This window comes from Polynucleobacter ibericus, assembly GCF_018687955.1.
GTDB classification, from domain to species: domain Bacteria; phylum Pseudomonadota; class Gammaproteobacteria; order Burkholderiales; family Burkholderiaceae; genus Polynucleobacter; species Polynucleobacter ibericus.
In genome coordinates this window covers 326,579-352,159 of the sequence record NZ_CP061309.1, presented here as the reverse complement: position 1 = coordinate 352,159, position 25,581 = coordinate 326,579, and the positions used below count along the sequence as shown (strand labels likewise).

25 protein-coding genes are annotated in these 25,581 nt (G+C 42.8%); 9 read left to right on the top strand and 16 right to left on the bottom strand.

The genetic code is table 11. The features are described from left to right. The 4 genes from AOC20_RS01880 to AOC20_RS01865 all read right to left on the bottom strand — a co-directional run bounded on the left by AOC20_RS01880 (position 1) and on the right by AOC20_RS01865 (position 4,889). A complete protein-coding gene (locus tag AOC20_RS01880) occupies positions 1 to 879 on the bottom strand; it encodes a branched-chain amino acid ABC transporter permease (protein WP_215360970.1) in 879 nt (292 codons plus the stop codon). A 145-nt stretch (positions 880 to 1,024) separates the two neighbouring features. Next, positions 1,025 to 2,209 carry an ABC transporter substrate-binding protein gene (locus AOC20_RS01875; RefSeq protein ID WP_215360969.1) on the bottom strand — a complete coding sequence of 395 codons (1,185 nt, stop codon included), beginning with the start codon at positions 2,207 to 2,209 and terminating at the stop codon, positions 1,025 to 1,027. A 135-nt stretch (positions 2,210 to 2,344) separates the two neighbouring features. After that, positions 2,345 to 3,262, bottom strand: a complete 918-nt coding sequence (locus AOC20_RS01870) for an EamA family transporter (RefSeq protein WP_215360968.1) — start codon at positions 3,260 to 3,262, stop codon at positions 2,345 to 2,347. Next, a complete protein-coding gene (locus AOC20_RS01865) occupies positions 3,255 to 4,889 on the bottom strand; it encodes a GMC family oxidoreductase (protein WP_215360965.1) in 1,635 nt (544 codons plus the stop codon). Before AOC20_RS01865 ends, AOC20_RS01870 begins: the two co-directional genes overlap by 8 nt. Positions 4,890 to 5,002: 113 nt before the next feature. Here AOC20_RS01865 and yjgA point away from each other — a divergent pair, with 113 nt between their 5' ends. Continuing rightward, the gene (gene yjgA, locus AOC20_RS01860) at positions 5,003 to 5,530 is read left to right on the top strand and encodes a ribosome biogenesis factor YjgA (RefSeq protein ID WP_215360962.1); all 528 of its coding nucleotides are present in this window, start codon (positions 5,003 to 5,005) and stop codon (positions 5,528 to 5,530) included. 25 nt (positions 5,531 to 5,555) lie between these two features. Here yjgA and AOC20_RS01855 read toward each other — a convergent pair whose 3' ends face one another. From AOC20_RS01855 to AOC20_RS01845, 3 genes are read right to left on the bottom strand one after another with little or no spacing between them, the layout of a single operon-like run. Beyond that, positions 5,556 to 6,617 (bottom strand): acyltransferase family protein, encoded by a 1,062-nt coding sequence (locus tag AOC20_RS01855; RefSeq protein ID WP_251373125.1) that lies wholly within the window; start codon positions 6,615 to 6,617, stop codon positions 5,556 to 5,558. Between the two features lie 3 nt (positions 6,618 to 6,620). Further along, positions 6,621 to 6,797, bottom strand: coding sequence for a hypothetical protein (locus AOC20_RS01850; RefSeq protein ID WP_215360959.1), 177 nt, complete (start codon positions 6,795 to 6,797; stop codon positions 6,621 to 6,623). A 51-nt stretch (positions 6,798 to 6,848) separates the two neighbouring features. Further along, on the bottom strand, positions 6,849 to 7,427 hold the full coding sequence (locus AOC20_RS01845; RefSeq protein ID WP_215360956.1) for an HdeD family acid-resistance protein: 579 nt from the start codon (positions 7,425 to 7,427) through the stop codon (positions 6,849 to 6,851). A 184-nt stretch (positions 7,428 to 7,611) separates the two neighbouring features. On the opposite strand from AOC20_RS01845, the gene AOC20_RS01840 reads away from it, so the two are divergent. Together AOC20_RS01840 and AOC20_RS01835 are read left to right on the top strand one after the other, a co-directional pair. Continuing rightward, entirely contained in the window at positions 7,612 to 7,836 is a 225-nt protein-coding gene (locus tag AOC20_RS01840; RefSeq protein WP_215360953.1) for a hypothetical protein, read from the top strand. Positions 7,837 to 7,840: 4 nt separating this feature from the next. After that, on the top strand, positions 7,841 to 8,212 hold the full coding sequence (locus AOC20_RS01835; protein WP_215360950.1) for a hypothetical protein: 372 nt from the start codon (positions 7,841 to 7,843) through the stop codon (positions 8,210 to 8,212). 82 nt (positions 8,213 to 8,294) lie between these two features. On the opposite strand, the gene AOC20_RS01830 is transcribed toward AOC20_RS01835, so the two are convergent. Together AOC20_RS01830 and AOC20_RS01825 are read right to left on the bottom strand one after the other, a co-directional pair. After that, a complete protein-coding gene (locus AOC20_RS01830; RefSeq protein ID WP_215360948.1) occupies positions 8,295 to 8,597 on the bottom strand; it encodes a HigA family addiction module antitoxin in 303 nt (100 codons plus the stop codon). 10 nt (positions 8,598 to 8,607) lie between these two features. Then, the gene (locus AOC20_RS01825; protein ID WP_215360946.1) at positions 8,608 to 8,886 is read right to left on the bottom strand and encodes a type II toxin-antitoxin system RelE/ParE family toxin; all 279 of its coding nucleotides are present in this window, start codon (positions 8,884 to 8,886) and stop codon (positions 8,608 to 8,610) included. Positions 8,887 to 9,052: 166 nt separating this feature from the next. Here AOC20_RS01825 and AOC20_RS01820 point away from each other — a divergent pair, with 166 nt between their 5' ends. Genes AOC20_RS01820 through cobA form a run of 3 tightly spaced genes read left to right on the top strand, consistent with a single transcriptional unit; the run spans position 9,053 to position 12,231 of the window. Next, on the top strand, positions 9,053 to 10,768 hold the full coding sequence (locus AOC20_RS01820; RefSeq protein ID WP_215360939.1) for a nitrite/sulfite reductase: 1,716 nt from the start codon (positions 9,053 to 9,055) through the stop codon (positions 10,766 to 10,768). Then, positions 10,765 to 11,340, top strand: a complete 576-nt coding sequence (locus tag AOC20_RS01815; RefSeq protein ID WP_215360936.1) for a DUF934 domain-containing protein — start codon at positions 10,765 to 10,767, stop codon at positions 11,338 to 11,340. Before AOC20_RS01820 ends, AOC20_RS01815 begins: the two co-directional genes overlap by 4 nt. 33 nt (positions 11,341 to 11,373) lie before the next feature. Beyond that, positions 11,374 to 12,231 (top strand): uroporphyrinogen-III C-methyltransferase, encoded by an 858-nt coding sequence (gene cobA / locus AOC20_RS01810; RefSeq protein WP_215360934.1) that lies wholly within the window; start codon positions 11,374 to 11,376, stop codon positions 12,229 to 12,231. On the opposite strand, the gene AOC20_RS01805 is transcribed toward cobA, so the two are convergent. Continuing rightward, a complete protein-coding gene (locus tag AOC20_RS01805; RefSeq protein WP_215360930.1) occupies positions 12,154 to 12,516 on the bottom strand; it encodes a sirohydrochlorin chelatase in 363 nt (120 codons plus the stop codon). The two genes, cobA and AOC20_RS01805, sit on opposite strands and share 78 nt — an antisense overlap. A gap of 80 nt (positions 12,517 to 12,596) precedes the next feature. Between AOC20_RS01805 and AOC20_RS01800 the strand changes: the two genes are divergently transcribed. Next, positions 12,597 to 13,616 (top strand): calcium:cation antiporter, encoded by a 1,020-nt coding sequence (locus AOC20_RS01800; protein ID WP_215360928.1) that lies wholly within the window; start codon positions 12,597 to 12,599, stop codon positions 13,614 to 13,616. A 79-nt stretch (positions 13,617 to 13,695) separates the two neighbouring features. On the opposite strand, the gene AOC20_RS01795 is transcribed toward AOC20_RS01800, so the two are convergent. After that, positions 13,696 to 14,595 (bottom strand): glycosyltransferase family 92 protein, encoded by a 900-nt coding sequence (locus AOC20_RS01795; protein WP_215360926.1) that lies wholly within the window; start codon positions 14,593 to 14,595, stop codon positions 13,696 to 13,698. Positions 14,596 to 14,643: 48 nt separating this feature from the next. Beyond that, entirely contained in the window at positions 14,644 to 16,692 is a 2,049-nt protein-coding gene (locus AOC20_RS01790) for an acyltransferase family protein (protein WP_215360923.1), read from the bottom strand. A gap of 83 nt (positions 16,693 to 16,775) precedes the next feature. On the opposite strand from AOC20_RS01790, the gene AOC20_RS01785 reads away from it, so the two are divergent. Further along, positions 16,776 to 18,293, top strand: coding sequence for a phospholipid carrier-dependent glycosyltransferase (locus tag AOC20_RS01785; RefSeq protein WP_215360920.1), 1,518 nt, complete (start codon positions 16,776 to 16,778; stop codon positions 18,291 to 18,293). Between the two features lie 103 nt (positions 18,294 to 18,396). Here the strand turns inward: AOC20_RS01785 and AOC20_RS01780 are convergent, their stop codons facing one another. Continuing rightward, positions 18,397 to 19,827 carry a bifunctional class I SAM-dependent methyltransferase/glycosyltransferase family 2 protein gene (locus tag AOC20_RS01780; RefSeq protein ID WP_215360919.1) on the bottom strand — a complete coding sequence of 477 codons (1,431 nt, stop codon included), beginning with the start codon at positions 19,825 to 19,827 and terminating at the stop codon, positions 18,397 to 18,399. Positions 19,828 to 20,204: 377 nt separating this feature from the next. Between AOC20_RS01780 and AOC20_RS01775 the strand changes: the two genes are divergently transcribed. Then, entirely contained in the window at positions 20,205 to 21,284 is a 1,080-nt protein-coding gene (locus AOC20_RS01775; protein WP_215360918.1) for an MraY family glycosyltransferase, read from the top strand. A gap of 249 nt (positions 21,285 to 21,533) precedes the next feature. Here AOC20_RS01775 and AOC20_RS01770 read toward each other — a convergent pair whose 3' ends face one another. Genes AOC20_RS01770 through AOC20_RS01760 form a run of 3 tightly spaced genes read right to left on the bottom strand, consistent with a single transcriptional unit; the run spans position 21,534 to position 25,578 of the window. Then, on the bottom strand, positions 21,534 to 22,349 hold the full coding sequence (locus AOC20_RS01770; protein WP_215360914.1) for a glycosyltransferase family 2 protein: 816 nt from the start codon (positions 22,347 to 22,349) through the stop codon (positions 21,534 to 21,536). Positions 22,350 to 22,354: 5 nt separating this feature from the next. After that, positions 22,355 to 24,112, bottom strand: coding sequence for a carbamoyltransferase family protein (locus AOC20_RS01765; protein WP_215360911.1), 1,758 nt, complete (start codon positions 24,110 to 24,112; stop codon positions 22,355 to 22,357). Positions 24,113 to 24,120: 8 nt separating this feature from the next. Then, the gene (locus AOC20_RS01760; protein WP_215360909.1) at positions 24,121 to 25,578 is read right to left on the bottom strand and encodes an MBOAT family O-acyltransferase; all 1,458 of its coding nucleotides are present in this window, start codon (positions 25,576 to 25,578) and stop codon (positions 24,121 to 24,123) included. Positions 25,579 to 25,581: the final 3 nt, after the last annotated feature.

The following is a 25,581-nucleotide window of genomic DNA, read 5'->3' as shown; positions in this document are numbered from 1 at the left end:
TTAAACTTTCTTAATCGCAGATTTGCCGAAGAGACCAGATGGTTTGTATGCCAATACGAGCAATAACAAAATCAAACCTGGAACATCTTTGTAACCAGTAGAGATATAAAAACCGGTAGCCGTTTCAACGATACCTAGAATGAGGCCGCCTACAATAATTCCCATACCGCTTGAGAGGCCACCAATAATCGCAACCGCGAAAGCCTTTAGACCCAAGGCGCCGCCCATACTCGCGCCAGTCAATGTCAGAGGTGCAATCAATACACCAGCAAACGCAGCAGTCAAGGAAGATAGGGCATAAGAGAAGGTAATCACCACGCTAGTGTTAATACCCATCAAACCAGCAGCATCGCGATCGTTTGCAGTTGCTACTACAGCCTTACCGTAAATCGTTTTACGGTTAAAGAACTCGACTAATAACATCATTACCAGCGCGCCAAACACCACCAAAATTTCCATTGGCAGAATACTCGCGCCCAAGAAGCTCATTGGCTCCATTGGTAAAGGCGATGGGAATGGCAATGCATCGCGACCCCAAATGTTTTCAGCAACGTTCTTAAAAATAATACCGAGAGCGATGGTGGACATAATCCAACCAAACTCAGATTTAATTTTGATCGCAGGACGTACACCGATAAGCTCGACAAAGCTACCTTGAATCATTCCGAATAAACAAACTACTGGAATCATGACCCAGTAGTTCATTCCAAAGGTATCAACGCAGGTTAAACCTACGAGAGCGCCCAACATCAGCGCTTCACCTTGACCGAAGTTCAAAGTGCCCGATGTGGCAAAGGTGAGCTGGAAACCGAAAGCGATTACCGCATAGATCATCCCCACAGCGATACCGCTAGAGAGGATTTGTGCAAGCATGTCCATTTTGTTGGCCTAAAAGATACTTAAAACTGTTTTATTAACGAATCCGACATTGTAAGCAAAACGCCGCCTTTTGGGCGGCGCTTTGTTTTTCTAATGTTGCAGCGCAATATATATATAAAAAGATTGCACTGCAATTTAGCTTAAATTACTTCTTCTTCGCTGTTGCATCCTCAGCATTCAAGAATTCAACGCGACCGCTTTCAACTACACCCATCACAACATCTTTCATCTTGATAGCGTCGTGGTCAGTTGCAGAGAATGGTTTGTTGTAAGTAATAACAACGCCATCAACTGGAGCTTTCAGATCTTGCAATGCTGCCAAAATCTTTGGTCCTTCAGTGCTGTTTGCTTGCTTGATCGCTGCAGCCAAGAGGTATACAGAGTCGTAACCTTGAGCAGCAGAAACCGGTGAAGCGATGTTGTTATTTTTTGGCTTGAACTCTTTTAAGTAAGCTTCTTGGAAAGACTTACGCTTAGGAGTTGTAGATGGAGTTTGAATATAGGTTTGTGGCATTGTTGCGCCGTCACCATTCTTACCCGCTGTATCAATAAAGCTAGCCATAGACAAAGTCCAGCTACCAATCATTGGTTTTTTCCAACCCAACTTAGCCATGCCGTTAGCAATTTGCGCCAACTCAGGTCCAATTGCGTAAGTCAAAATGACTTCTGCACCAGCATTTTTTGCTTTGAGCAATTGTGAAGTCATATCAACGTCACCAATGTTGAATTTCTCAACAGCTACTGGTGTTACGCCATAACCTTTCAATGCCTTCTCTAAGTCTTCACGACCCAACTGGCCGTAGTTTGTAGAGTCAGCCAAAATCGCTACCTTTTTCAAGCCACGTTTCTCAACCGCTTCTTTAGCGATCAATGGTGCTTGAATATTGTCAGGTGCAGCATTACGGAAAATGTAGTTCTCTGGTGCATTTGGGAACTGCTTAGTCAAGATAGAACCAGTAGCAACGTTATTCATCACTGGAATCTTCGCATCTTGATAGAAGCGCTGTGAAGCCAATGCAACACCAGTATTGATGTAACCCAAAGTAGCAACAACTTTTTCATTGTTAATCAACTCTTGTGCAATTTGCACGCCACGCTCATTTTTTGCTTCATCGTCGCGTTCAATCAAAACGATTTTGTTGCCATTGATACCGCCAGCAGCATTAATTTCTTTAGCGGCAAGACGCACGCCATCACGCATACTCACGCCCATTGAGGCTGAGCCGCCAGTGAATGGTCCAGATAGACCTAGTTTGATATCGGCAGCGTAAGCACCGGTAGAGAGCATTGCAGTAGCAGCTACTGCAAAAATGTGACGACGAATGTTCATAAAGTCTCCATGACTAAAAATTGCTAATGAATAAATACTTTTTTATAGGTAAAACACAAACGAACAGTTATCTTACTGTTAATACAAAGGCAAAAAAAGAGCCTTGTATTAGGGTTTTACATTAGCCCCAACAGCTCAGGAAAATCGCCGCTTTAGACTGCGCTCGATATTGGGCCAAAAAAGGTTTATGACTAAGCCAGTAATCACTAACCCTGCCGCCATGATCTTCCATAGAGGCAATGGTTCAGCCAAGAAATAGGCTGCAGCCCCCATACCAAAAATAGGCACCAACAAGGGAGCGGGTGCCACTACTGCCGCTGGGTGTCTGGAGAGTAGCCAGGCCCAAGCAGAGTAGCCAAAAATGGTATTTGCCCAAGACTGCCAAAGAACACCTGCCCAAGCCCCTGCTGGGGCTGAGGTTAATGAGGTACTCATATGATCCCAGCCACCCTCAAAGACTATGGAGATAGCAAATAAAGGAGGAATTGCAAAAGCACTCGCCCAAACTACATAGGACAACATATTGATAGAACCGGCCCTGCGACTTACGGTATTGGCTACACCCCAAGAAAGACCGGCAAACACAACCAAAGCAAGCCCCAGGAAAGTAGTATTGGCATCCGTGTGCAGTGCAATAACTATCAAGCCTATGATTGCCACGAGCAACGCAATTGTTTGATAAGTTCGCAAACGCTCTCTAGCAAAAAACATGGCAAAGCCGATAGTAAAAAATACCTGCGTCTGAATCACTAGTGAAGCCAGCCCTGGAGAAATGCGACCATCGATCGCGAAATACAGCACCCCGAACTGCCCCACCCCAACTGCAAGACCATAAATGCACAGATTGGCCCAAGATACTTTGGGTTTTTTCATAAAGAACACAAGAGGGATAAAGGCAAAGGTATAGCGTAGTGCTGCAAATAAGAATGGTGGAAAAGCATGCAGCGATAACTTAATCACCACAAAGTTCGTCCCCCACACCGCCACAATCGCAAGTGCTAGCAATAGATGGCTAGCGGGTAATGAGTAACTTTTCTGAGAAGTCTTAGGCACTCGTCAGCAATTCCGCGATACGCTCGGCCATCATCATGGTGGGAGCTGCAGTATTGCCTGAGGTAATGGTTGGCATGGCAGAAGCATCCACTACGCGCAGATGATGAATGCCTCTGACGCGCAACTCAGAATCTAGCACCGCTGTTGGATCATCAGCGCGCCCCATTTTGCAAGTACCTACTGGATGGAAAATCGTTGTACCGATATCACCAGCAGCTTTTACTAACTCTGCATCGGTTTGATATTGCATTCCAGGTTTATATTCCTCTGGCGCATAAGGTCCAAGTGCAGATTGCTCAACAATCTTACGAGTCAAGCGCAAAGATTCGGCAGCAACCTTGCGATCTTCTTCGGTCGATAAATAATTTGGGCTAATGACTGGTGGCGCTTCCGGATCAGTGGAGTTGATATGCACGCTGCCTCGTGAAGTGGGGCGCAAGTTACAAACACTCGCTGTGAATGCATTGAATGAATGCAAATCTTCACCAAACTTTTCTAACGACAATGGTTGCACGTGATATTCCACATTGGCGCTCTTTTGTTCTGGTGAGCTGTATGCAAACGCACCCAGCTGTGATGGCGCCATCGACATGGGGCCAGAGCGCTTGAGCACATATTCCAAACCAATCATCATCTTGCCCCAGAGCGTATTGGCCTTGGTGTTCAATGTCTTGATGCCGTTGACTTTATAAACCATGCGTAATTGCAAATGGTCTTGTAAATTCTCACCAACGCCAGGCAAGTCCTCTACCACCGGAATACCTAAAGACTGTAAATGGGCAGCCGCACCAATGCCAGAGCGCTCCAGAATTTGTACGCTACCAATGGCACCAGCACTTAACAAGACTTCACCACCTTGCTCGATTGCACATAGTGCTTCTGCAGCAACACCATTTTTTAGGTACTCAACGCCTAAACAATTTTTAGTTACAGGATCAATCTTCAGCTTACTGACGACAGCTTCGGTCAGTACAGTGAGATTGCTACGCTTAGCAGCATCTCTTAAAAAAGCTTTAGAAGTATTTAAACGCCAACCAGCACGCTGACTCACATCAAAGTAACCCACGCCAAAGTTATCACCCTGATTAAAGTCATCTGTAGCTGGAATGCCCGCCTCCACCGCAGCTTCTTTAAAGCGATCCATGATGGGCCAACGTAAGCGCTGTTTTGAAACGGTCCACTCCCCGCCTTTACCATGCCACTCATTAGCAGCACCGTGGTAATCCTCAAATGATTTATAACGACGCAAAGCATTTTCCCAAGACCACGATTCATCACCAGTAGCCTGCACCCAAGACTCGTAGTCACGAGCTTGCCCACGCATATAGATCATGCCGTTAATGGATGAACATCCACCCAATACGCGGCCACGGGGATATAACAATGAGCGACCGTTCAAACCTTTTTCAGCAGCAGTTTTGAAACGCCAATCTGCCCTGGGGTTATCAATGCAATAGAGATACCCAACCGGAATATGAATCCAGATGTAGTTGTCATTCTTGCCAGCCTCGATCAACAAAACCTTCTTATTGGGGTCTTCGGTTAAACGCTTTGCCAACATACAGCCTGCACTACCGGCTCCAATAATGATGTAGTCGTATACGTTTGGATGACTTGTTGTACTCATGTCTCTACTTTTATATATGGCTCTATTTAAACTCCATTATTTACCAAATTTCCGAATTTGAAGAAATTAGGCAATTACGCTAGAAAGATCAAATACCCGTCTAAAATAGCCATATGCATGTCAACGAAAAGAATCGCACCCCCAAGAAAGATGATTTGGATGAGGGGCCAAGCAAATCCGAGCTAAAGCGCCAAATGACGGAGCGCCAGAAATTGGCAGAGGTTTTGGCTGCTCTGAGTAGCGATGCCCTAAAGACCATCCCTCTTGATGAGGCAATTAAGACTGCCATTGCTGAAACAAACAAGATTAAGAGTTTTGAAGCCATTCGCCGTCATAAGCAATATCTAGGTAAGCTCATGCGCTTCTTAGACGAAGAAGAGTTGGATGCCATTCAAAAAAGGTTAGACGCCATTCAGGGTGTTAGCAAAGCCGAAACTGCAAAGCTACATTTTTTAGAAAGCTATCGTGACAGGCTGATTGCCAATGATGAAGCATTTACCAAAATGATTGAGCAATATCCTGATATGGACATTCAGAATATGCGTACCCTCATTCGAAATGCACGTCGTGAGAAAGAACAAAATAAACCACCCAAGGCTTATCGTGAAATCTTCCGCGTACTGAAGGATATGGGGCTTTGATCTAGGCTGTGTTCCAGACTTACTTCTAGACCTTGAGTTTGTTTGCTGGAATCTCTATCCAACGATAGACATAATTAGCTGTAAAGATACTGCAAGCCAGGACACCTAGCATCAAAACTATGGCCAATGCTCCACTTTCGCGAGCATGCAAACCAATGGCAATGTAGAGCGTGTTTGCCAATAAGATAAAAGCGAAGTGAATCAGGAAAGCACAATAAGAGCGCTGACTACCCCAGGCTATCACTCTTGATAAGCCGCTTTGAGCAATGCCTTGAGGGTATTGAGTGCTACCCCATAGGTACAAAGCCAAAGCTACAAACCAAGCAAGGAAGTTTCTGAGCCAAATTTCCTGCAACGAGGCGGCGGCAATAAGAAGGCCAATAAGAATCAGGGCTATCTTAGCTACACGCTTCACACCAGCATCTTGAAAACCACTCGCTAGATACGCCAGGACACCTAGACCATATGAGCCAATGAAATAAATAAAATATGCTTCATAGTCAGTAGAGCGATTAAAGAACAATAAAGAACTGACTGCCAAAATGCTAAGCAACCAAATCAGCGCCTGGTAGCTTGGAAACGATAAGAACAAGATTGCCAATACAGAATAGAGCTGCCAATCAATCGCAACATACCAGGCACCTGCAGAGATCGAATCAAGCCCTAAGATGCCCTGAATAAAAAAGAGGTGCGCTAAAAATTGAGCAAGCGTTTCTGATTCGCCAACAAATTCATCATTGACCCATAAGCGCGCAATGTATGCGCACACAATCGTGAAAATCAGTGCTGCGGCATAAGGCGTAAATAAACGAAGATAGCGATTCAGAATCAGCTTGAGTAGACCATGGGCACTAAATTTGGTATTTGCATGTCGACTTAAGGACTGAGCAGCCAAGTAGCCCGCCATGACTAAAAAGATTTGTACCGCATAACGGCCATACTCGAATAGCCAAGTCATTACCCCAGGAAGGACGCCGCGCGCATCCTCTGCAATCTGTCCATAACTTGAGAGATGGTGAAGAATAATCATCAAGGCCGCAAAGACCTTTAGAAAATCAATCAGAATAAGCGGGGATGATTGCTTCAAGAATTACTTAGACTTGGTCTTACCCATCAAGGAAGCTAGCAAGGGGTTGGCACTTGCTAGCTCTTTTTTAGACTTTGCCTTCTCATCTGCACCGAGTTTAGGAGTCTTGGCGGCATTCTTCATTCCCTGAGCTGTTTTCAAAGCTAAATTCTTATAGAGGTCTGTTTTTTTCATGGTCATGATGAATGCTCTTTACTCTGCTGAACTCAATTTAATTACTTACGTGCTGATTTACTTAACAAGTGAGCGCGCTGCTAGGCCCATAAATAATAAGGACCAGCCTTGTAACAAGAGCTCAATCGCAATCAACATTCCTGGCAACCAAAGACTGGATTCTGGGTAGCCGTTCATTATCAACACGCCCATCAAGATAGAGATCGCCGAAGACAATACTAACCAGAACCATTCACGAAAGAGGCGATGCTGAAATGCTGTGATTAGACGCAATGCACCAGTTACAAAAAAGATTGCTGCTAACCATAGTGTGATTGCCTCAAGCGCCGGAATTGGGAAAGCCCAAGTAAAGATTGCTGCAGCAATATAAAGCGCTGCCAAAATGAGTTGCACGCCAACGCTTTTCCAGCCTTGTGATTTGAGGGCATGGGCACCTTGCAATAGACCGCCAGCAAATAAGAAAATACCCAGAATATTTACGGAAACAAAAGAAAACAATGTTTGACCTGCAACACCAATCATCCCTAGCACAATGAATAAAATTCCGAGTCCGATTAATGCACCGGGAACTTTAGCGGCTGCGCCTAATACTTTTGCACGGAGCTCTTGAATCTGAGAGTTCGATAATTCGGTCATATATTTGGCTTTCGAGAAAAGTAATTGAAAAGTAGCCTCTACTGTATCAACAATCCCCTTTTAAGCCTAAATAAGTCAGAAAGACCCAGATCAGATCAGCCCTATGAGGGGGGAAAATAAAAACGGGTATTCTTTACCCTTTTACACCCAGTCACTTGGGATTGTTAGCAGAGAAGGCTTTAGCATGGACAACACGCTCACCATTATTTTAGGAATCGTCGCAATATTGCTGCCATTGGTTGTAGGCCGTCTTTTTTGGAAGCGCTTTGATCACTACTTTGGTAGGGGCGATGAAGCTTACATGGATAGCTTGGAATATTTCCTCAAGAAAATTGGCTCCACTGTTTTAATTGCCTTCATCATCCTGTGGGTTGGTATCACCCTAGTCTTTAACGGTAGCGCTTCATAAGACTATGGGCGATCAACTAAAAACGATTCTGATTAAGGCAAAACTGAACTTTGCCATCTTGGGAAGTATTCTAGTGATTGCTGTTTTGGGCAAATTGACCAACCCAGAACTTACCAATAGCATCTTTGTCACTGCCGATCAATTGGTGTCTGAGCTATATCTTATTTTTGTGGCAATTACCTTGGGCGCCTTTATCCCCAATTTCAAATACGTAGCCTTTGGTTCTATTGCTGCCTTTATTGGTGCAGCTATCTTGATTCAGATGGGCATCTTCACTTACCTCACTATCGAATACTTATTTTCAGTACTCATCGTGGTCCTTGGCTTTGCCTCTATCGCCAATCTCTACAGGCACTATCGAGAATTTAGACTGTAGGAACTAAGCCCACCCTTTCAATAGTCCTGCCTAATTAAAAAGCCCCGAAGTATCGGGGCTTTTTAATTTGTGAGTCTAACAATTATGCAGCCATCTTAAAGACTCGAATTCTAGATTCCATTTCCTTCTGTAGAGTCCTTTTTGCAATCCGCATGTCATATTCTGATTGCAGATTTAACCAAAATCTAGGCTCCATTGAAAAGAAGAGGCCAAGACGCAAGGCAGTATCGGCAGTAATAGGGCGAGCACCATTCACAATCTCACTAATGCGACTTGGTGAGACATCGATATCGGCGGCGAGCTGTCGCGCTGTAATACCCATTGGCTTCATAAAGTCTTCTAACAATATTTCACCGGGATGAATTTCATCAAGTAATTTTGTCATCGTCATATCCTTAGTGGTAATCCACAATTTCTACGCCATACGCGCCATCTTCTCGCCAAATAAAGCAAACTCTCCACTGACTATTAATTCGAATGCTATGTTGTCCTTTGCGATTTCCTATTAAGGCCTCCAGCAAATTCCCTGGCGGCACTCTCAAATCTAACAAATTAACAGCTCCATGTATTTGCAACAACTTGCGTCGCGCCACCCTTTCTATGTTTACAGACCTTCTTGTAGCCCTGCTTTCAAATAAATCTCTAGTAAGTGCACAAGAAAATGAGCGGATCATAGCTCATGATATTCCATATAACAGAATCTGTACAATGGAATATTTATCATTTTTCATAGAGTTTTCATAAATTAAATAGATAAAGGCCTTTTATATGAATTTAGATATATAGAATCGATTTTTGAGTATTTGAAGGAATATTGAAAATACATGACAATCCATTGCTATGTATAAATACGACTCTATCGACCAAACCCTTGTAGATCAAAGGGTTGCCCAATTTAGGGATCAAGTAGCCAGACGCCTGAATGGTACTCTGGCCGAAGAAGAATTCCGCCCTCTTCGCCTTCAGAATGGTCTGTATCACCAACGTCACGCCTACATGTTGCGCGTTGCTATTCCTTATGGCCTATTTAGCGCTCAGCAATTGCGCACCATGGCATTGATTTCTGAACAATATGATCGCGGTTATGGTCACTTCACGACGCGACAAAATATCCAATACAACTGGGTCACACTCGAAGACACTCCCGATATTTTGGCTGAACTAGCTAAAGTAGAAATGCACGCTATCCAAACATCAGGCAACTGCATCCGTAATATTACGAGCGATGCTTTTGCAGGAGTGGCTGCTGATGAGTATGTTGATCCACGTCCAGTTTGCGAACTCTTACGTCAGTGGTCAACACTACATCCTGAATTTGCCCACTTACCACGCAAGTTTAAGTTTGCAGTCAATGGCGCCAAAGAAGATCGCACTGTATTGCTTTGCCATGACGTTGGTATTGAGCTGAAGAAGAATGCACAAGGTGAACTCATAGCGGATGTCTATGCAGGCGGTGGCATGGGACGTACACCTATTCTAGGCTCACTCATCAAGAACGACCTTTCGTGGAATGCATTACCAAGCTATTTGACTGCCTTATTGCGTGTATATAACCGCTTTGGTAGAAGAGACAACCTCTATAAGGCACGCATCAAGATATTAGTCAAAGCCTTAGGTCCAGAAGAGTTCGGTCGCCAAGTTGAAGGTGAATGGCTACATATCAAAAATGGTGATGACAACTTCACGCAAGCAGAATGGGATCGTGTCGCTAAGCACTTCACTAAGCCTGCTTACAAAAACTTATCCGCCTTAACAATTGAGCAAGTCATTGACCTTGCTACCGATACTGAGAAAGCAGCCTTTACCCGCTGGTTGGAGCGCAACGTCAAAGCTCATCAAGTTGCGGGTTACGCCAGCGTGATCTTGTCTCTCAAGCCACATGGCACAGTCGCCCCCGGTGACGCAACTACTGCTCAAATGTTGGCGATTGCAGATTTAGCAGATCAATATAGCTTTGGTGAATTACGTGCTACTCATGAACAAAACTTAGTACTCGCCGATGTTGAGCAATCCAAGTTATATGAACTCTGGCAAGAAGCGAAAAAGCAAAAAGTAGCATTACCAAACATTGGCTTGCTCACAGACATCATTGCTTGCCCTGGTGGCGATTTCTGCTCCCTAGCGAATGCCAAGTCTTTGCCGATTGCTAAAGCAATTCAGGAACGGTTTGATGATCTGGACTACTTATTTGATTTAGGGGATATCAGCCTGAACATTTCTGGCTGCATTAACTCTTGCGGTCATCATCACGTTGGCAATATTGGCGTTTTAGGTGTCGATAAAGATGGTGAGGAGTGGTATCAAATTACTTTAGGCGGCGAACAAGGTAATGATGCTGCTATTGGCAAAGTCATCGGCCCTTCCTTCTATGCTGATGAGATTCCAGATGTGATTACCAATGTCATCAACACCTATATTGAGCATCGTACGAGCGATGAGTCTTTTATTGAAGCGTATCGCCGTCTAGGTGTTGCACCGTTTAAAGAGTCTGCTTATAAGAATGCCAAGAAAAAAGAAAAAGTAGAAGATAAAGCTGCTGTCGGAAATGCATCATGAGTCAAATCAATCTCGCTTCCCATCCAGAAATTTTGCATTTTCCTAAAGATGGAAAACCTGTACTAACTCCAAATGAATGGCAAGTTTGGAGTGATAGCCAAGATGAAGGTGCGCATTTTGAGTCCCCAGATCTTGATCATGGCGCCCATAAAGTATTGGTTCCATTTGCATGGTGGATTGCCCATCATCATGAAGTAGATATTCAGAGTAAAGCCAAGGCAGGTCAAATTGGGGTCTGGTTTGCGACTGATGACGATATCCTCAGGCACGTTGATGTCATTGAGGCTGGCAAAGAAGTATGGCCATTAGTAGCTGCTCACTTTCCCATTTTTAGAGATGGTCGTAGCTTTAGTACGGCAGCTTTATTACGAGATCGCTTCCAATGGCAAGGGGAAATTCGCGCCATTGGTGATGTGTTAATTGATCAACTTCTTCAGGGCGCTCGCGTTGGCTTTGATAGCTTTGCATTACGCCCAGATCAACAATTAGATGTCGCCTTAAAGCAATTTGATTTGTTTACCTTCACTACTCAGAATAGCTGGCGTGATAAACGGGCAACATTAAGCGCTTAACGCAGTGCGTCTGCCAAACTGATACTCATCAACATGACTAAAGCATCTACCAATCAGGACTTTGCCAACCAAGCACTTGGTAAAGTGTATTTAGTGGGTGCTGGTCCGGGCGCGATTGATCTCATCACTGTGCGTGGCGCCAAACTACTAGTGCAAGCTGACATTGTTTTTTATGATGCTTTAGTGGATTCGGAAATGTTGACACTATGTCCACAAGCGATTTTGGTAGAAGTAGGAAAACGTTGTGGCAAGCTCTCGTCTGCACAACAGTTTATTAATAAACGTCTCGTGGATGCTGCGCAAAAGTATCCTTTGATTGTGCGTCTTAAAGGTGGTGACCCCATGCTCTTTGGTCGCGCTGATGAAGAGATTCAAGCCTTAAAAGCAGCTGGAATTGAAGTAGAGATAGTACCCGGCATTACCGCGGCGCTTGCTGGTGCTGCCAGTATTCAGCAATCACTGACGCTTCGTGGTGTTTCAAGAAGCGTTGCTTTTGTTACTTTGGCGCAAGGCACAGAGAATGTCGCTCCAGGACAGCCTATACCCAATCCTTCGGCCGATACTTTGGTTTACTACATGGGCCGTAAAGATGCTGCTCGTATCGCACAGCAATTGATTGCGCAAAGCCCTAATCAACACAGCAATACCCCTGTACAAATCTTGGAAGCTGTCAGCACTCCTCGTGAGCGCTTATGGACAAGTACCTTGCAAGAATTAGCAGCCGGCAAAGCAGATCAATGGTTTGATAGCAGCTCACCCGCACTCATCATGATTGGTGAAGCGCTCAGAGATACAACCCAGACAAATCCAAATTTAGAGAGCTCTAGCTCCGAAATCGATAATAGCTTGCAAGACAGCCGCATCCTCCCCAACGGCAGGCGTAGCGCTTAATTGGATGTTGGGGAATTTGCCTCGACACTCTTCCAGTAAAACGGGGAAGTCATTTCTGAGGTGCCCGCCCTGTCCAAAAAAGACTGGCACCACCGCTACTTCAGTTGCCCCTTTGGCAACGAGTGCAGCAACTGCCTCTTCTAGAGAGGGCTGCATCATCTCTAGAAAAGCCAGTTCAACCGGCGTAGCCGGATATTGCGCTTGCCATAAGGCGGCCAGACGGTCAAAAGGCTCACGCCAGCGACTATCGCGCGCTCCGTGCCCGAATAAGATAATGGCTTTCATAGATGGCTATACACTCTCAGAATAAATTGTATTTTTCGTAATTTCTACAAGCTTAACCTTAATCTCTTTCGGGCGCACTCATGGCAACACTACTCAGTCAAACCTGGTTCATTATCTTAATGGCCGTTACTTTGATAGGGGTTGTTTTATCTGCTGTGCATCACGCCGAAGTCATTGCCCATAAAACTGGTGAGCCTTATGGCGCATTAGTACTCGCGATTAGCGTCACGATTATCGAAGTTTCTTTAATTATCTCCATGATGCTATCGGGACATGATGGCTCAGAGTTTATTGCCCGTGATGCCGTGTTTGCAACTGTCATGATTGTGATCAATGGCGTCATTGGTCTATGTATTTTTATTGGCGGCCTGCATCACCATGAGATGAGCTTTCGTAATGAAGGCACTAATTCAGCTTTAGCCGTATTGACAGCGCTTGCAACCTTTATTTTGGTAATGCCAACAGTTACTATTAGCACTCCAGGGCCAGACTTCACCAAGAGCCAGCTGGCCTTTGCAGGTATTGCCTCATTTACCCTCTATGCCGCTTTCTTATTTTTTCAAACAGTCAGTCACAGAGATTACTACCTACCAAAGGCGCAAGATAAAAAAACAGATATCAACTTTCATGCGCAAAAACCGAGCAACCTGAAAACTACCATTAGTGTCTTCTTGTTAATCGCCTCACTCATCGTGGTGGTAGGGCTCGCAGAGTTATTGAGTCCCGCAATTGAAGCCGGCGTTAAATCCGCTGGCGCACCAAAAACGATTGTGGGTATCGCCATTGCGATGTTGGTTTTATTGCCTGAGGCTTATGCCGCAGTCAGGGCTGCTAAAGCGAATCGCCTGCAAAGTAGTCTCAACTTGGCACTAGGATCCGCCTTAGCAAGTATTGGATTATCAATACCTGTGATTGCTGCTATAGCAATCTACTTTAATCTACCAATCAGCCTAGGCATTAGCGATCTCAATATGACGTTGATGTATCTCACCTTCTTTATTGGAGCGCTCACATTAGCCATTGGTAGAACCACCCTACTTCAAGGCGTGGTTCATCTGATCATTTTCTTTGAGTACTTATTTTTGAGTTTGGTACCCTAATTTCCACAGGCTAATTTTTAGTGAATTTCAATTCATAAATCCAAAAAACTGCCGAAGTTAAAATAAAAATTGAAGAAATCTAGCGGCTTATTTGTAAATCATAATCACAATCAAATAATGGACTATTAATAGACATGTCATAGCTTGGTGTGCGATAGTGAAGATATGACAAACTAAATGGGTCTACTCTTAACCATAACGTATCCAGCGAAAAACGGTCTAGTGGATCTTTTGGAACCCATACATCTTCCAGTGCGTACCATCTTTGCGGACCCAGATTTAGAAGGGCTCGAAACCAATTCTTGAGGCGCTTACGAAATAACTTGCCTATGGTCTGTCTTGAGCTCAAGGGTAAGCCAGCCGTATGAATGCCCGCACCAATTTCCTCAACAGGCTCAGTAAAAGCATAACAACGTAGAGGGTGCCCTAGATTAATGAACGATTTCACAGAGGTACGTCGAGTGGAGTGGGTACGGCTCTTCACTGACATAGAACGTGTTGTTTGGGCAAGCAAGCTTTGGCCATTTAGCTCAAAGGTTCTTGAATCCACCTCAAAACTACAGATAGACATGACGGCATAAGGCTTGATGCTTTCAGAAATCACCTCGACTAATGATTTACGTGCGTTAGTAAAAATAAACTCATCCATATCCAAAAAGCCAATAGCAGTATCGGCATCAAAATGCTCACAAGCATAAGCAAACATTCTGCGGAAATTTTTATGTTGATTTTGGGGGTGCTCCAAGTCCCATTTATAGAGCTCCGTATCAGAGGATCCGGAAAAGCGTGTTGGGGTAGATAGTGAAGAGAAATGAATGACATTGATACCGGCTACACCATTAATCACCTCAATAGAATTATCAGTCGAGTGATCATCACACAGAATGAAATCTGTAATACCTCGATCTCGGTAGTACTCCAACCACTCCACTACTCTCATGGACTCATTCTTGTATTGACTAGCTAGAATAATTCTCATCGGAATCTTTCTTCGGGGAAGTGATCTTATGCTTCATGCTAATTGATATTATTTTGACCTGTCTATAAGCTGACGGTTTAGGGCAAGCCCAACTTCTCCAGCAGCAAAGTCAGATATATGATCGGTATACGAGTACATCTTGCGACCTGATTTTTGATAAGAACAGACACCGCCCTGTGCATCACATAAGATAGGTGTAGTATCAAAAATAGTCACCTGGTGAGGATATTGTTGCTTAACAGCCTTAAGAGCCTCAATATATTTCGCTGTCATGTTTTGGTGCTTTTCCAAGGCCATTTCACAGCGATTATCTATGCGTTGAAAAGCATCAAACCAAGCGAGTCCTACTTTTCTGTGAAAACAGTCCTGAGGAAGTGCTAAGCTCGGATTATCCACAACTAAGACGACCCGCTTTTGACTTTCAACCAACTTCGCAGTGATTGCCAATAAGCCGTTAATAGCTTGCGCTTGATGCACCCCCTTGTAAAGGCTATCAATATCCGTTGTCATAACCCCCTTACTAGAGAAGACTAAGGCCACGTCTTTAATATTCGGGTTTTTTGCAATTTGATCAATTGCTCGGTCTGTATATGGTGCATCAACCGGCTTCACGTCAGAACGGCTATTAGAAAGGTATGGTGGAATCGCTTTATCTCCTCCAGGCCCATAAATAGTGAGCCATCTTGACCCTGGAGATGAACTTCTTACCAGACCCGGAAACAGTGCCATTGCCTTGCTATCACCAACTAAAGCAAATTTAGCAGACTCACGTTTATCTTGAAAGCATCCATAAAAGTAATTTTTCAAGCTCGAATCCGAAAGACCGCACCCCTCTTCAATCTGTCCTTGATCCCCACCGTCATAAGCTGTATTTTCAAACTGAGGAAGTAAGTTGACGTTTCTTTGTGGATATCCATTGAGACTCAAGCAGAGCCCAATGAAAAAAATACTTCCCATCAACAACAGCAATACCCCAGCCTTTTTTCTGATGGACTGACGATTACGCAAAGGTTTTTCTAATAACCTGTAGGTTAACCATGCAAATACAAATGAAGCGCCGACAAGCATTAGTCGTTGCTCAATAAATATGGGGCCCCAAATTTGAGCGAAGGACAATAAGACCCAATGCCATAAATATAAAGGGTAGCTAATCAGGCCAATACCAACCAATAATCGATTGGATAGAAGATAACGATTGATCCATGCGTTTTCACCGGCATAAATCATCAATGAAGCGCCAACCACAGGCAATAAAGCAAACCAGCCAGGAAACAAACTACGCGGATAAATCACAATCACGCCAACTACTAAAAGCGCTAAACCTAAGATAGAGTAAATCTGTTTGCACACCGAACTTGTGCCAAACCAACCATAAACTTGTATCCAAAGAGACTTGCCTGCAGTTACTCGAGAGTGAGATTGAGGTGTCAAGAGTGCGAGAGCCAACAAAGCTCCAAATAACAACTCCCAGAAACGGCCCAAAGGAAGATAAAAAGCAGCAGACTTATTGAGATGGACTAAATGAATATTCCAAGCAAATGACCCCAGAATGAGTAAAAGTATGGCCGCCAAAAAGGGGGCTCTTAATTTATAAACAACCCATAGGAGCACTGGCCATAATAAATAAAATTGTTCTTCAATTGCCAGTGACCACAAATGCAATAGTGGCTTCTCAACACCCCTACTATCAAAATAGCCCGATTCAGAAAAATATGTAAAGTTAGAAAAAAACCCAACAGCAGACAGAATATGTTTTCCAAGCAGTTGTAGCTCTGCAGGATAAAGAATGAGCCAGCCAAATCCAATGGAGATCAGCATCACTAAAATCAATGCTGGGAATATTCGAATAATTCGCTTGGCGTAAAAATCGACGAGGCTAAACGATCCGTCACGCAGTCCATCTAAAATGATAGAAGTAATTAAATAGCCTGAAATTACAAAAAAGATGTCGACACCAATAAAGCCACCGTGCGCCCAACCAGGAAAAGCGTGATAAATCACTACCAACAATACCGCTAAAGCGCGTAAGCCATCGATATCTTTACGATATCCTAGGTGGCCAAATGCTTGATTATTAGAGGTCGTAGTAGAAGACAAGTTGAATTACTGTGGTATTAAAACAAAGAGGGATAATGAGGCTAAATGGTACTAGAGAAACCTTTTTAAGCCAAAATATACTCATGAATCGACTTTTCAAAACTTTATCCGGTTTCTGGCCATACCTTGTGCTTAGCGTATTGCTATTAGCCTTGTTCTACGCGACGGGATTTAATCGCAATTGGCCTCATTGGGTAGATCAAGAGCTCACCCTCTCGTATAACGGACTTTTAGTATATTCAGGCTCAAATCAAGAGTATCTGGACCACCCCGGCTTCTTCTCGATTCACCTGATTGCTTACCTAATAAGCATCGCTAATTATCTAGGTTTTTACCAGCTTCAAGATGTAGGTGACCTCAATAACCTACCTTCTATGTTGGAAGGAATTAAAGAGCTCATCATCACAACGCGTCATGCAGCTTTAATTACCTCGCTTGCCTATGTTTTTACTGCGTATTACATCGCAAACAAAATTACTCGTGAGCGCATCCTTTCCTTTTTAATTGCCCTACTGGTGTTTGTCAGCAATGGTGTCTTTTTCCATTTCACCCTCACCAGAACAGAACCAATTGCTTTTCTCTTTTTAATCTGGTCACTGTATTTTTATACTCAGTTTTTTAACCATGGGCAGGATAAGCACCCTCTATCACTATTACTGTGTCTAGCAATGTTATTTTGCGGCGCACTCAATAAAGCACAAGTTCTTGTTCTGGCGCCTTTTTACTTCACCTGGACTTATTACTTCATCACCACAGAAAGAAATCGCTCTGTAGCTAGCAGTAATTCTTGGCTACAAATTGCTAGCGCTACCTCCTTTATCGCATTAGCAATCTTTTATAGTTTGATTTCATCGGGATTAAGCCTCATCATCAACTTGGGCTTAATTACTTTTTTCTATGGGCTCACCTTTCTTTGTGCCAAAAAGTCTGGCATAGATGCATATAAGGCTACTAGCCTATTCAACGTCTTTTATCTTCTCGCATTTGAGTCTTTAAACTATTTCAGCTTTAAGCTCAATCAAAACGTCTCTATTTTTTCAAATATTGAAGACCCCATTAGCATGACTCGCTGGCTTGCCCCAGATCCCAATGCTGAAAAAATTGCGATGGATACCAATGCGATGTATGTACTTGGAAAAATTGCCAATTCTTTGGCTGAGCCATTTATTACCCTATTTACGAAGGTATCCTCACCACTTGTGCTGTTGATATTTTGCCTTGGACTGATGTATGGCCTTCGTCAGCGTCTTAAAAAATCTGATTTTTTATTTGGTGCCTACAGCTTCTTAGCCTTTTATGCGGTTTCATTAATTAATAGAACACGCTACATTGATGCGCCACACTACCTTCTGCTCTCAGAATTTTTCCTACTAGGATTTGCCCTCGTACTGATAAGTAAGCTAGGCAATACAAAAGCCAAAATGAAGACTGTCGGCGCATTAATTTTTATCATTCTTTTCATCAATCTAGTTCCCCATACGCGCTTTGTAAATCTACTGATGCGTAAGGGCGGCCAACCATTCTGTTCATCCCCACAAATCTATTTAGAAAAGATTAATGCGCAGAAAATTGCGTTGGAATGCAAAGACAACCCTATTTAATAAGAGTCGGCAGTTCAAAATCAGGCATTAACAAATGGATGGCAAATAAAAAAGGGTATACCACTTAGGTAGACCCTTTTTTATGGGCAAGTTAGGCAGCAGCTTAGGTAAACTTTATTCTGCGGGCTGCAAATACAACCATCTTGAGCAGCAACCAGCCATGAGACCAGCGGGAGATATTAGTCTCACCGTACCGACGGGCACGATAGCGAATAGGCACTTCCATAATTTTGAGGTTTAGCCGCGCAGCACCAAAGAGTAAATCAAAGTCCCCAAAAGGGTCAAAGTCACCAAAGTAGCTGCGGTTATGAGCAATTCGTTTGTAATCACTATTCCAAAGCACCTTAGTTCCGCATAAGGTATCCCGAATGGGTTGACCTAATAGCCAGCTAAAGGCCCAGGAGAAAAACTTATTGCCAATGAGATTTAAAAATCGCATGGCATCTTCTTGCATTGGATAGACTAAGCGGACACCATTGACAAATTCTGCTGAACCATTGGCAATCACGTTAAAGAAGCGCATTAGGTCTTCTGGTGGCACTGTAATATCGGCATCGAGAATCATCAAAATATCGCCGCTAGCCAAATCAAAGCCATTCCGCACTGCATTACCTTTACCCTTGCCATCTTGCTTGAGTAATTTGCAGTTACGATTGGGGTTCTTAGAAATCTCTAGAGCAATCTTGTCGTAAGTATCGTCAGTGGAATTACCCTCTACAAAGATAATCTCGGTTCCACCGCCCATCTCTGGAATACGCTCCATGAGTTCTTCAATATGGCCAGACTCATTACGAGCTGCCACAATCACCGAGACAGTAGGACTCTTCTTTATAGCTAAACCTATAGGGCGAGCCATGACAAAATTGGTGATATCTAGCAATTCAAATGGCCAAATGCGCGCTAGATAGCGGTTGCAAAAGTTAGACAGTAGCGGAATCGGTAAAGGGGCGATGATTTCTCTCCACTCCCGCAAAACCTCATACTCAGAGATCTCCAAGAGATTCTTCATATCATGTCGCGTTAACCAATTCTGAGGAAGATTGGGAGTAGCCAAACCAAGCCAGCGAGCAAAGCGCAGAGGCAAGCTCCACAAATGGCTAAAGAAATTAAAAATAATGCGTGTTTCTGAGTGGCAATAGGGACGCAGTTGCTCTAAAACAGTTTGCACATCCCAGAGATCATTTACTAAATCAGACAGTATGATGAAATCAAAAGTTTGATCACCTAATTTAATCTCATGAGCATCCATCTCAATAAAGGTGATCTGAGGAGATTTCTTTTTGGCAGACTCTAATGCGGAAGAGCTAAAGTCCATCCCCAGCGCATACGAAGGATCTAAAGCAGCCAATAAACGGCCATTAGCACATCCAAGCTCCAGAACACGAGATCCGACCGGTATGAGTTGTTGATATATATCAATCAATCTACCTTGGTAATAACCGCCCAAGGAGCGCGAGACAGCCAAATGGATGCGCTGCCAAAAACTTTGACGCTTTTGCTGGTATTGGATAAATTCTTGGTGATGGGTGTTCATGAGAGGCTGCTTTAAGAGTTAGTAACCACTATACCCAATTTTTGGCCAATTGCCCAAATACTGGCTCTATGATCCAGCGCCATGAGCCTAAAGACGATTTAACTAGCTAACTCCTTACGAATATAAGCAATAAATTGTCTCTGCTTAATACCATCTTAAAAACAGCATTTGGGGGAAGAATTTATACACTTGAGTTAATGATTATTGAGTCGCTAGCCTTGTCTTAGCCCTTAAATAAGTATAGCAATACGCACTTAAGTGATTTGATAAGCCCTATACCTACCCCATCTAACCAAAAAATTTCTATCCACTCTTAATAGCGGGAAAAAATTCTCAAGTAAACGACAGCTATTTTAATTTAGAATTTATAATGATTTATGGTCAGCTTAATTTTCGCTTTTTTTACTTCTTTTATTGCAACAATTTTAATTATTCGCACCCAAAAGCTTCATGGGAGAATAAGTGCTGACCACCAATTAGATGGTCCGCAGAAATTTCATATGCATGCAGTTCCCAGGATTGGAGGTCTGGCAATTGGACTCGGAATACTCATTGCGATTGCCGTCCACCAGCAGCAAGCTGACGCATTCACTACACAAATCACCCTATTATTTTGCACATTACCAACCTTTTTGATTGGACTTCTTGAAGATTTAACCAAAAAAATCAGTGTTCGTTTGAGACTAATTTTTACAGCGCTAAGTGCTCTGATGGCAGTATTACTACTGGATGCTCAGATATCAAGTGTGGCTATTCCGTATATTGATTATTTGCTATCGTTTTCGATAATATCTACTCTCTTTACGGTCTTTGCCATCACCGGACTTGCGAATGCCTACAACATCATCGATGGATTTAATGGCTTATCGAGCATGGTCGGGATTATTTCACTGGCAGCGATTGGCTATATAAGTATCAGCTTTAATGATTCCCTAATCATATTTTTAAGCTTTTCAATGATGGCTAGTATTTTCGGTTTTTTTATTTGGAACTACCCAAGGGGCTTAATCTTTCTTGGTGACGGTGGCGCATATTTTATTGGATTTTGGGTGGCAACACTCAGCATACTAATTATCTGTCGTCATAGTGAAATATCCCCATGGTTTGCACTCCTCATCAATGCTTACCCTATCTCAGAAACACTTTTTACAATTTATCGCAGAAAAGTTCATCAAGGTAAATGCCCGGGGCACCCTGATGGCATTCATTTCCACTCGTTAATATTTAGACGCGTAGTGAACAGTGTAAGCCCACGAAATAAATTGGAATGGTTTAGTGCGAATGCTAAAACATCTCCATACCTTTGGGTTTTCTGCAGCTTCGCTTGTATGCCAGCCGTGGTGTTTTGGCATTCAACTCCAATTCTGATTGCCTGCTTTCTATTTTTTTGCATAAGTTATGTGATTCTATATAAAAAAGTAGTGACCTTTAAAACACCATATTGGATGAAGTTTTAACCCAACATTGAAGTATTCATCAGATCTAATCACAACAAGAGTATTAATGCTCTGCTTCAAACCAGCATTAGCTTAAAAAATAACTTAAGCTGATACACTTTCTAGCCAACTAAATAAAAAACAAAAAAGTCTCCCTGTAAAGATTCATAATATGTAGAAAATCGATTCGTCAAAAATATATCGAAGTAATAAAAAATTTTCTTGAGGTCTTAACAATAGCTCAATAATCCCCATCTCTGGCGAATGATTTTATACATCACTATTTTTTGTTTTTTTAGATTTATTAATCTGACTCAGAATAGTGGATCTAAATATACGAGCAGCAAGGTATTGCCATACCCTATTTAGAACTTTATGTATCCAGAAACTAGAAAATTTAAATGCCACTTTATTTTTTGTAAGCGCTCTAAATATCTCATTATTTTGCTTGAAGATGTTTACCCAACTTTGATTAGACAAACCTCCAAGACGCATACGAACTAAAACAGAAGGGATATAAACAGACTTTATTGCTCCACTCTCCAGAAAACGCATCATAAGTTCAACATCAGCTGCAAACTTGAAGGATGTATCAAAAACACCCAACCTCTCAAGCGTCGATTTACGCACATAGAAAGTTGGATGAGCTGGACACCAGCCCCTTGCAAAATCTCCCTTAATATATGGCTTTGACTTCCAGTAACGAACTATATGACCGTTATCTTTTGTGACATAATCAAGGTCTCCATAGCAAGCCTCGACCGCCGCATCCTGAAAGACTATCGCAATTTTTTCTAGCACAGTAGCATCAGCATAATAATCATCGGAATTCAAAAAACCAATAACTTCACCGCTTGTACGCCTCAATCCTTTATTCATAGCGTAGTAAATGCCACTGTCGGGCTCAGAACAAACCGTCAGGTTGGAATGACGATGCAGCTCTACGACTTTAAGTGTCGAGTCTGTTGAATTCCCATCGATGACTAAATGCTCAAAATCTTTGAAAGTTTGACACGACACCGAATTAAGAGTGTCAGCAATAGTAGAGGCGCTATTGTAACAAACAGTAATAATGGTGATTTTCATCCTTGCTATTGCTCAAACATACGCCGTTTAATTAGATAGTTACCTAAAACCAGGACATCCATTTTTGTTCTTAAAAAACAATTCAAAGCTTCCACGGGCCGACATACAACTGGTTCATTTTCATTAAAGGAAGTATTTAAGAGGATCGGGACACCAGTTAAGTTGCCAAACGTTTTGATAAGTCTATAGTAGCGAGGATTTTGCTCCTCAGCTATGGTCTGCAACCGCCCAGAGCCGTCGACATGAGTTACAGCAGATATTGTTTCTTGCTTACTCTTACGGATAGGATAAACCTGCATCATGAAAGGCACATCATCATCTTGCTCAAACCATTCCGGTACCGCCTCCCTCAATATTGAAGGTGCAAATGGCCTAAAGGACTCACGTCGCTTGATCTTAATGTTTAGAATATCCTTCATGTCTGCTCTGCGTGGGTCGCCGAGGATTGATCGATTTCCAAGAGCCCGAGGGCCCCATTCCATACGCCCCTGAAACCACCCAATTACTTTGCCCTCAGAAATAGCATTAGCCGTCATTTCACAAAGAAGATTCTCATCTGCGAAATGAGTGATTTCACACCCCTGTTCCTGTAATTTATCAGCATTGCTCTCCAGCAAGAAATTGATCTCCTGGTCAGAAAAATGTGGGCCCCAATATGCATGCTCCATTAAGAAGCTACGCTTACCTCCGAGCTTTTCCCAAGTGGCATAGGCGGCCCCAATTGCACCACCCGCATCACCTGCGGCCGACTGAATATAAACTTTTTTAAAGCCTGTATTTCGATATATCTTTCCATTTGCCACAGAGTTCATAGCGCAACCACCAGCCAAGCAAAGATTTTCGCAGCCATGCCTCTTTTGCAACATATTTAAAAGATGAAAAAATGCCTCCTCGTACATCGCCTGAATTGAGCGTGCTAGATCTTTGTGATACTGAGTTAATTCTTCACCCTTGCAGCGCGCAGGTCCAAACAATGATTTAAGAGCATCCGTAAATAATTCGCCCACCTTTGGCTCACCATTTTTCCACTCATAAGCAATCTTATTTTTGTGGTGTTGAAAATATTCTAGATTAAGATAGAACGAGCCGTCATCTTTCAATTTGACAATATTGCGCATTTGCGGGAGATACTTGGGAGAACCATAAGGCGCCAATCCCATTACTTTATATTCATCACCATAATTAGGAAATCCAAGATATTGCGTAAGGGCCTGATAAAATATTCCTAATGAGTGCGGGAAGTAAACTTTCCCATCAACATGAATTTCCGACCCCTTTCCCAACCCCCAAGCAGCGCTTGCAAAATCCCCAAAGCCATCAACCGATACAACTACGGCCTCATCAAAAGGCGAGACTAGAAAAGCAGAAGCAAGGTGAGCAGTGTGATGCTCAATGCCATGAATCTTTCCAGTAAATTGCTGATCAGGAAATGCTAATGCCAGTTCCTGCCTTATATTGGATCTTTCTTTTTTATTGCGAATCCGATCAACGATAAATTTGATGTTTGGGCGCTTAGTAAGCGTGAAACATATTTTTTTCCATACGCTCGCACCAGTATCTTGGTTGATTGCAAGATGGTCCACTGCAGAAAGCTCAATACCAGCCTCTGACAGACAATAACGAATAGACTCGGATGGGAATCCTGCCCAGTGCTTTATCCGGCGAAAGCGCTCCTCCTCAGCAGCCGCTATCAAAGTGCCCTCCTTAATTAAACACGCCGAAGAGTCACCATGATATGCATTAATACCAAGAATATATGTCATACAGAACCCTAAAATTGAAAATAGATAAATTGACTAATTGGGCGGAGGAAGATGAACACCAGGAAAATCATAATGGCGAACGCCATAATTTCTCCGGAATACCTTACCCATGGATGCCTTATCACAGGTGCCTTGGTGTGTATCAGGAACCAAGTTAACAACATTCCGAATGTAAAAAGAAAAACTAATAAATAAAAATTTTCCCGAAACGCCAGGCTGCGGTAGCTAGAAATATCAAATACACGTTGCCATAACTCAATGGAAGTCTTTAACGAGTCAGCTCTAAAAGGAATCCAGCCAAGCATAATGATGGGTAAGGTAATAACCCATCCTAAAAAATTCATTAAATAAGCCGAGCTAAACGGTGACCATTTTTTTGTCACGCGGTATAACAATATGAATGTTGCATGCCAAACACCCCATAACGCAAACATCCAACCCGCTCCATGCCAAAAGCCCATTATGAACCAAGTCAACATGAGCGCCACTGCCAAACGAAAGCTATTTGATCGGTCGTTAAACTCGATATCTATGCCACCTTCGGAGCTATCCTTAAAGCGCGCTCCTGAAAGTGGCAAATAAAGATAATCCCTAATCCAGGCTGATAAAGTAATATGCCAGCGCCTCCAAAATTCTCTTGGTGATGACGCTAAATATGGCCAGTTAAAATTATCAGGGAAATGAACCCCTAGTAACAATGCCGAGCCAACAGCAATAAGACTGTAGCCTGCAAAATCAAAATAGATTTGCAATCCGAAACCAAATGCCATTGTCCACACATCAAGGCCGCCTAGACTGCTAGGGGGCGCCTTAAATGCCTCATCGACCCAAGGCGCAATCTGGTCAGCTAGACCAACCTTAAGAAACAGGCCTATGATGATATTTTTGATGCCACCTATCAGATTATGCAATTTAAAATGGGGCGCTCTAACGATCTGAGGAATTAATTCGTGTGCACGCAAAATTGGTCCTGCAATCATATGCGGCCAAAACATTACGTAAGTTAAATAATCTCGGAAGTTTCTTATTGGATCGAATAGCTTGCGATATACATCTAATGTGTAGCTGATAGATAGGAAAGTATAAAAACTGATGCCCAGCGGAAGAATAATATTTCCCGGTGAAAAATCCCAGCTTTGATCAAGTGACTGGCCAAGTGTAGATATATTTTCAGCAATAAAATATGCATACTTGAAGTAAACAAGCAAACCAATATTAATATTTAAACTAATTAACAAGAGATATAGTCGCCTGCGCGGACACTTCTCCTCATAGATTCTTAATGACAAAAAGTAGTCTACAAAAGCAGAAAATGCGATCAAAAATACGAATTCTATGCGCCAAAATCCATAGAATGCAAGACTAGCTGCTAAAACTAACCATCGCCTTGCATTATTTGAACATAACCAATAGGCGATGACCATCACCGTCAGGAAACATAAATACGTGACAGAATTAAATAGCATATA

Bases quoted from the DNA above. Each gene is read 5' to 3' on its own strand.
- AOC20_RS01805 (WP_215360930.1), bottom strand. From the start codon at position 12,516: ATGAAAGCCATTATCTTATTCGGGCACGGAGCGCGCGATAGTCGCTGG.
- AOC20_RS01835 (WP_215360950.1), top strand. From the start codon at position 7,841: ATGGGCGATCAACTAAAAACGATTCTGATTAAGGCAAAACTGAACTTT.
- AOC20_RS01775 (WP_215360918.1), top strand. From the start codon at position 20,205: ATGGTCAGCTTAATTTTCGCTTTTTTTACTTCTTTTATTGCAACAATT.
- AOC20_RS01840 (WP_215360953.1), top strand. From the start codon at position 7,612: ATGGACAACACGCTCACCATTATTTTAGGAATCGTCGCAATATTGCTG.
- AOC20_RS01765 (WP_215360911.1), bottom strand. From the start codon at position 24,112: ATGACATATATTCTTGGTATTAATGCATATCATGGTGACTCTTCGGCG.
- AOC20_RS01830 (WP_215360948.1), bottom strand. From the start codon at position 8,597: ATGACAAAATTACTTGATGAAATTCATCCCGGTGAAATATTGTTAGAA.
- AOC20_RS01880 (WP_215360970.1), bottom strand. From the start codon at position 879: ATGGACATGCTTGCACAAATCCTCTCTAGCGGTATCGCTGTGGGGATG.
- AOC20_RS01780 (WP_215360919.1), bottom strand. From the start codon at position 19,827: ATGAACACCCATCACCAAGAATTTATCCAATACCAGCAAAAGCGTCAA.
- AOC20_RS01760 (WP_215360909.1), bottom strand. From the start codon at position 25,578: ATGCTATTTAATTCTGTCACGTATTTATGTTTCCTGACGGTGATGGTC.
- AOC20_RS01875 (WP_215360969.1), bottom strand. From the start codon at position 2,209: ATGAACATTCGTCGTCACATTTTTGCAGTAGCTGCTACTGCAATGCTC.
- AOC20_RS01785 (WP_215360920.1), top strand. From the start codon at position 16,776: ATGAATCGACTTTTCAAAACTTTATCCGGTTTCTGGCCATACCTTGTG.
- AOC20_RS01865 (WP_215360965.1), bottom strand. From the start codon at position 4,889: ATGAGTACAACAAGTCATCCAAACGTATACGACTACATCATTATTGGA.
- AOC20_RS01815 (WP_215360936.1), top strand. From the start codon at position 10,765: ATGAGTCAAATCAATCTCGCTTCCCATCCAGAAATTTTGCATTTTCCT.
- yjgA (WP_215360962.1), top strand. From the start codon at position 5,003: ATGCATGTCAACGAAAAGAATCGCACCCCCAAGAAAGATGATTTGGAT.
- AOC20_RS01800 (WP_215360928.1), top strand. From the start codon at position 12,597: ATGGCAACACTACTCAGTCAAACCTGGTTCATTATCTTAATGGCCGTT.
- AOC20_RS01850 (WP_215360959.1), bottom strand. From the start codon at position 6,797: ATGACCATGAAAAAAACAGACCTCTATAAGAATTTAGCTTTGAAAACA.
- cobA (WP_215360934.1), top strand. From the start codon at position 11,374: ATGACTAAAGCATCTACCAATCAGGACTTTGCCAACCAAGCACTTGGT.
- AOC20_RS01795 (WP_215360926.1), bottom strand. From the start codon at position 14,595: ATGAGAATTATTCTAGCTAGTCAATACAAGAATGAGTCCATGAGAGTA.
- AOC20_RS01820 (WP_215360939.1), top strand. From the start codon at position 9,053: ATGTATAAATACGACTCTATCGACCAAACCCTTGTAGATCAAAGGGTT.
- AOC20_RS01770 (WP_215360914.1), bottom strand. From the start codon at position 22,349: ATGAAAATCACCATTATTACTGTTTGTTACAATAGCGCCTCTACTATT.
- AOC20_RS01825 (WP_215360946.1), bottom strand. From the start codon at position 8,886: ATGATCCGCTCATTTTCTTGTGCACTTACTAGAGATTTATTTGAAAGC.
- AOC20_RS01845 (WP_215360956.1), bottom strand. From the start codon at position 7,427: ATGACCGAATTATCGAACTCTCAGATTCAAGAGCTCCGTGCAAAAGTA.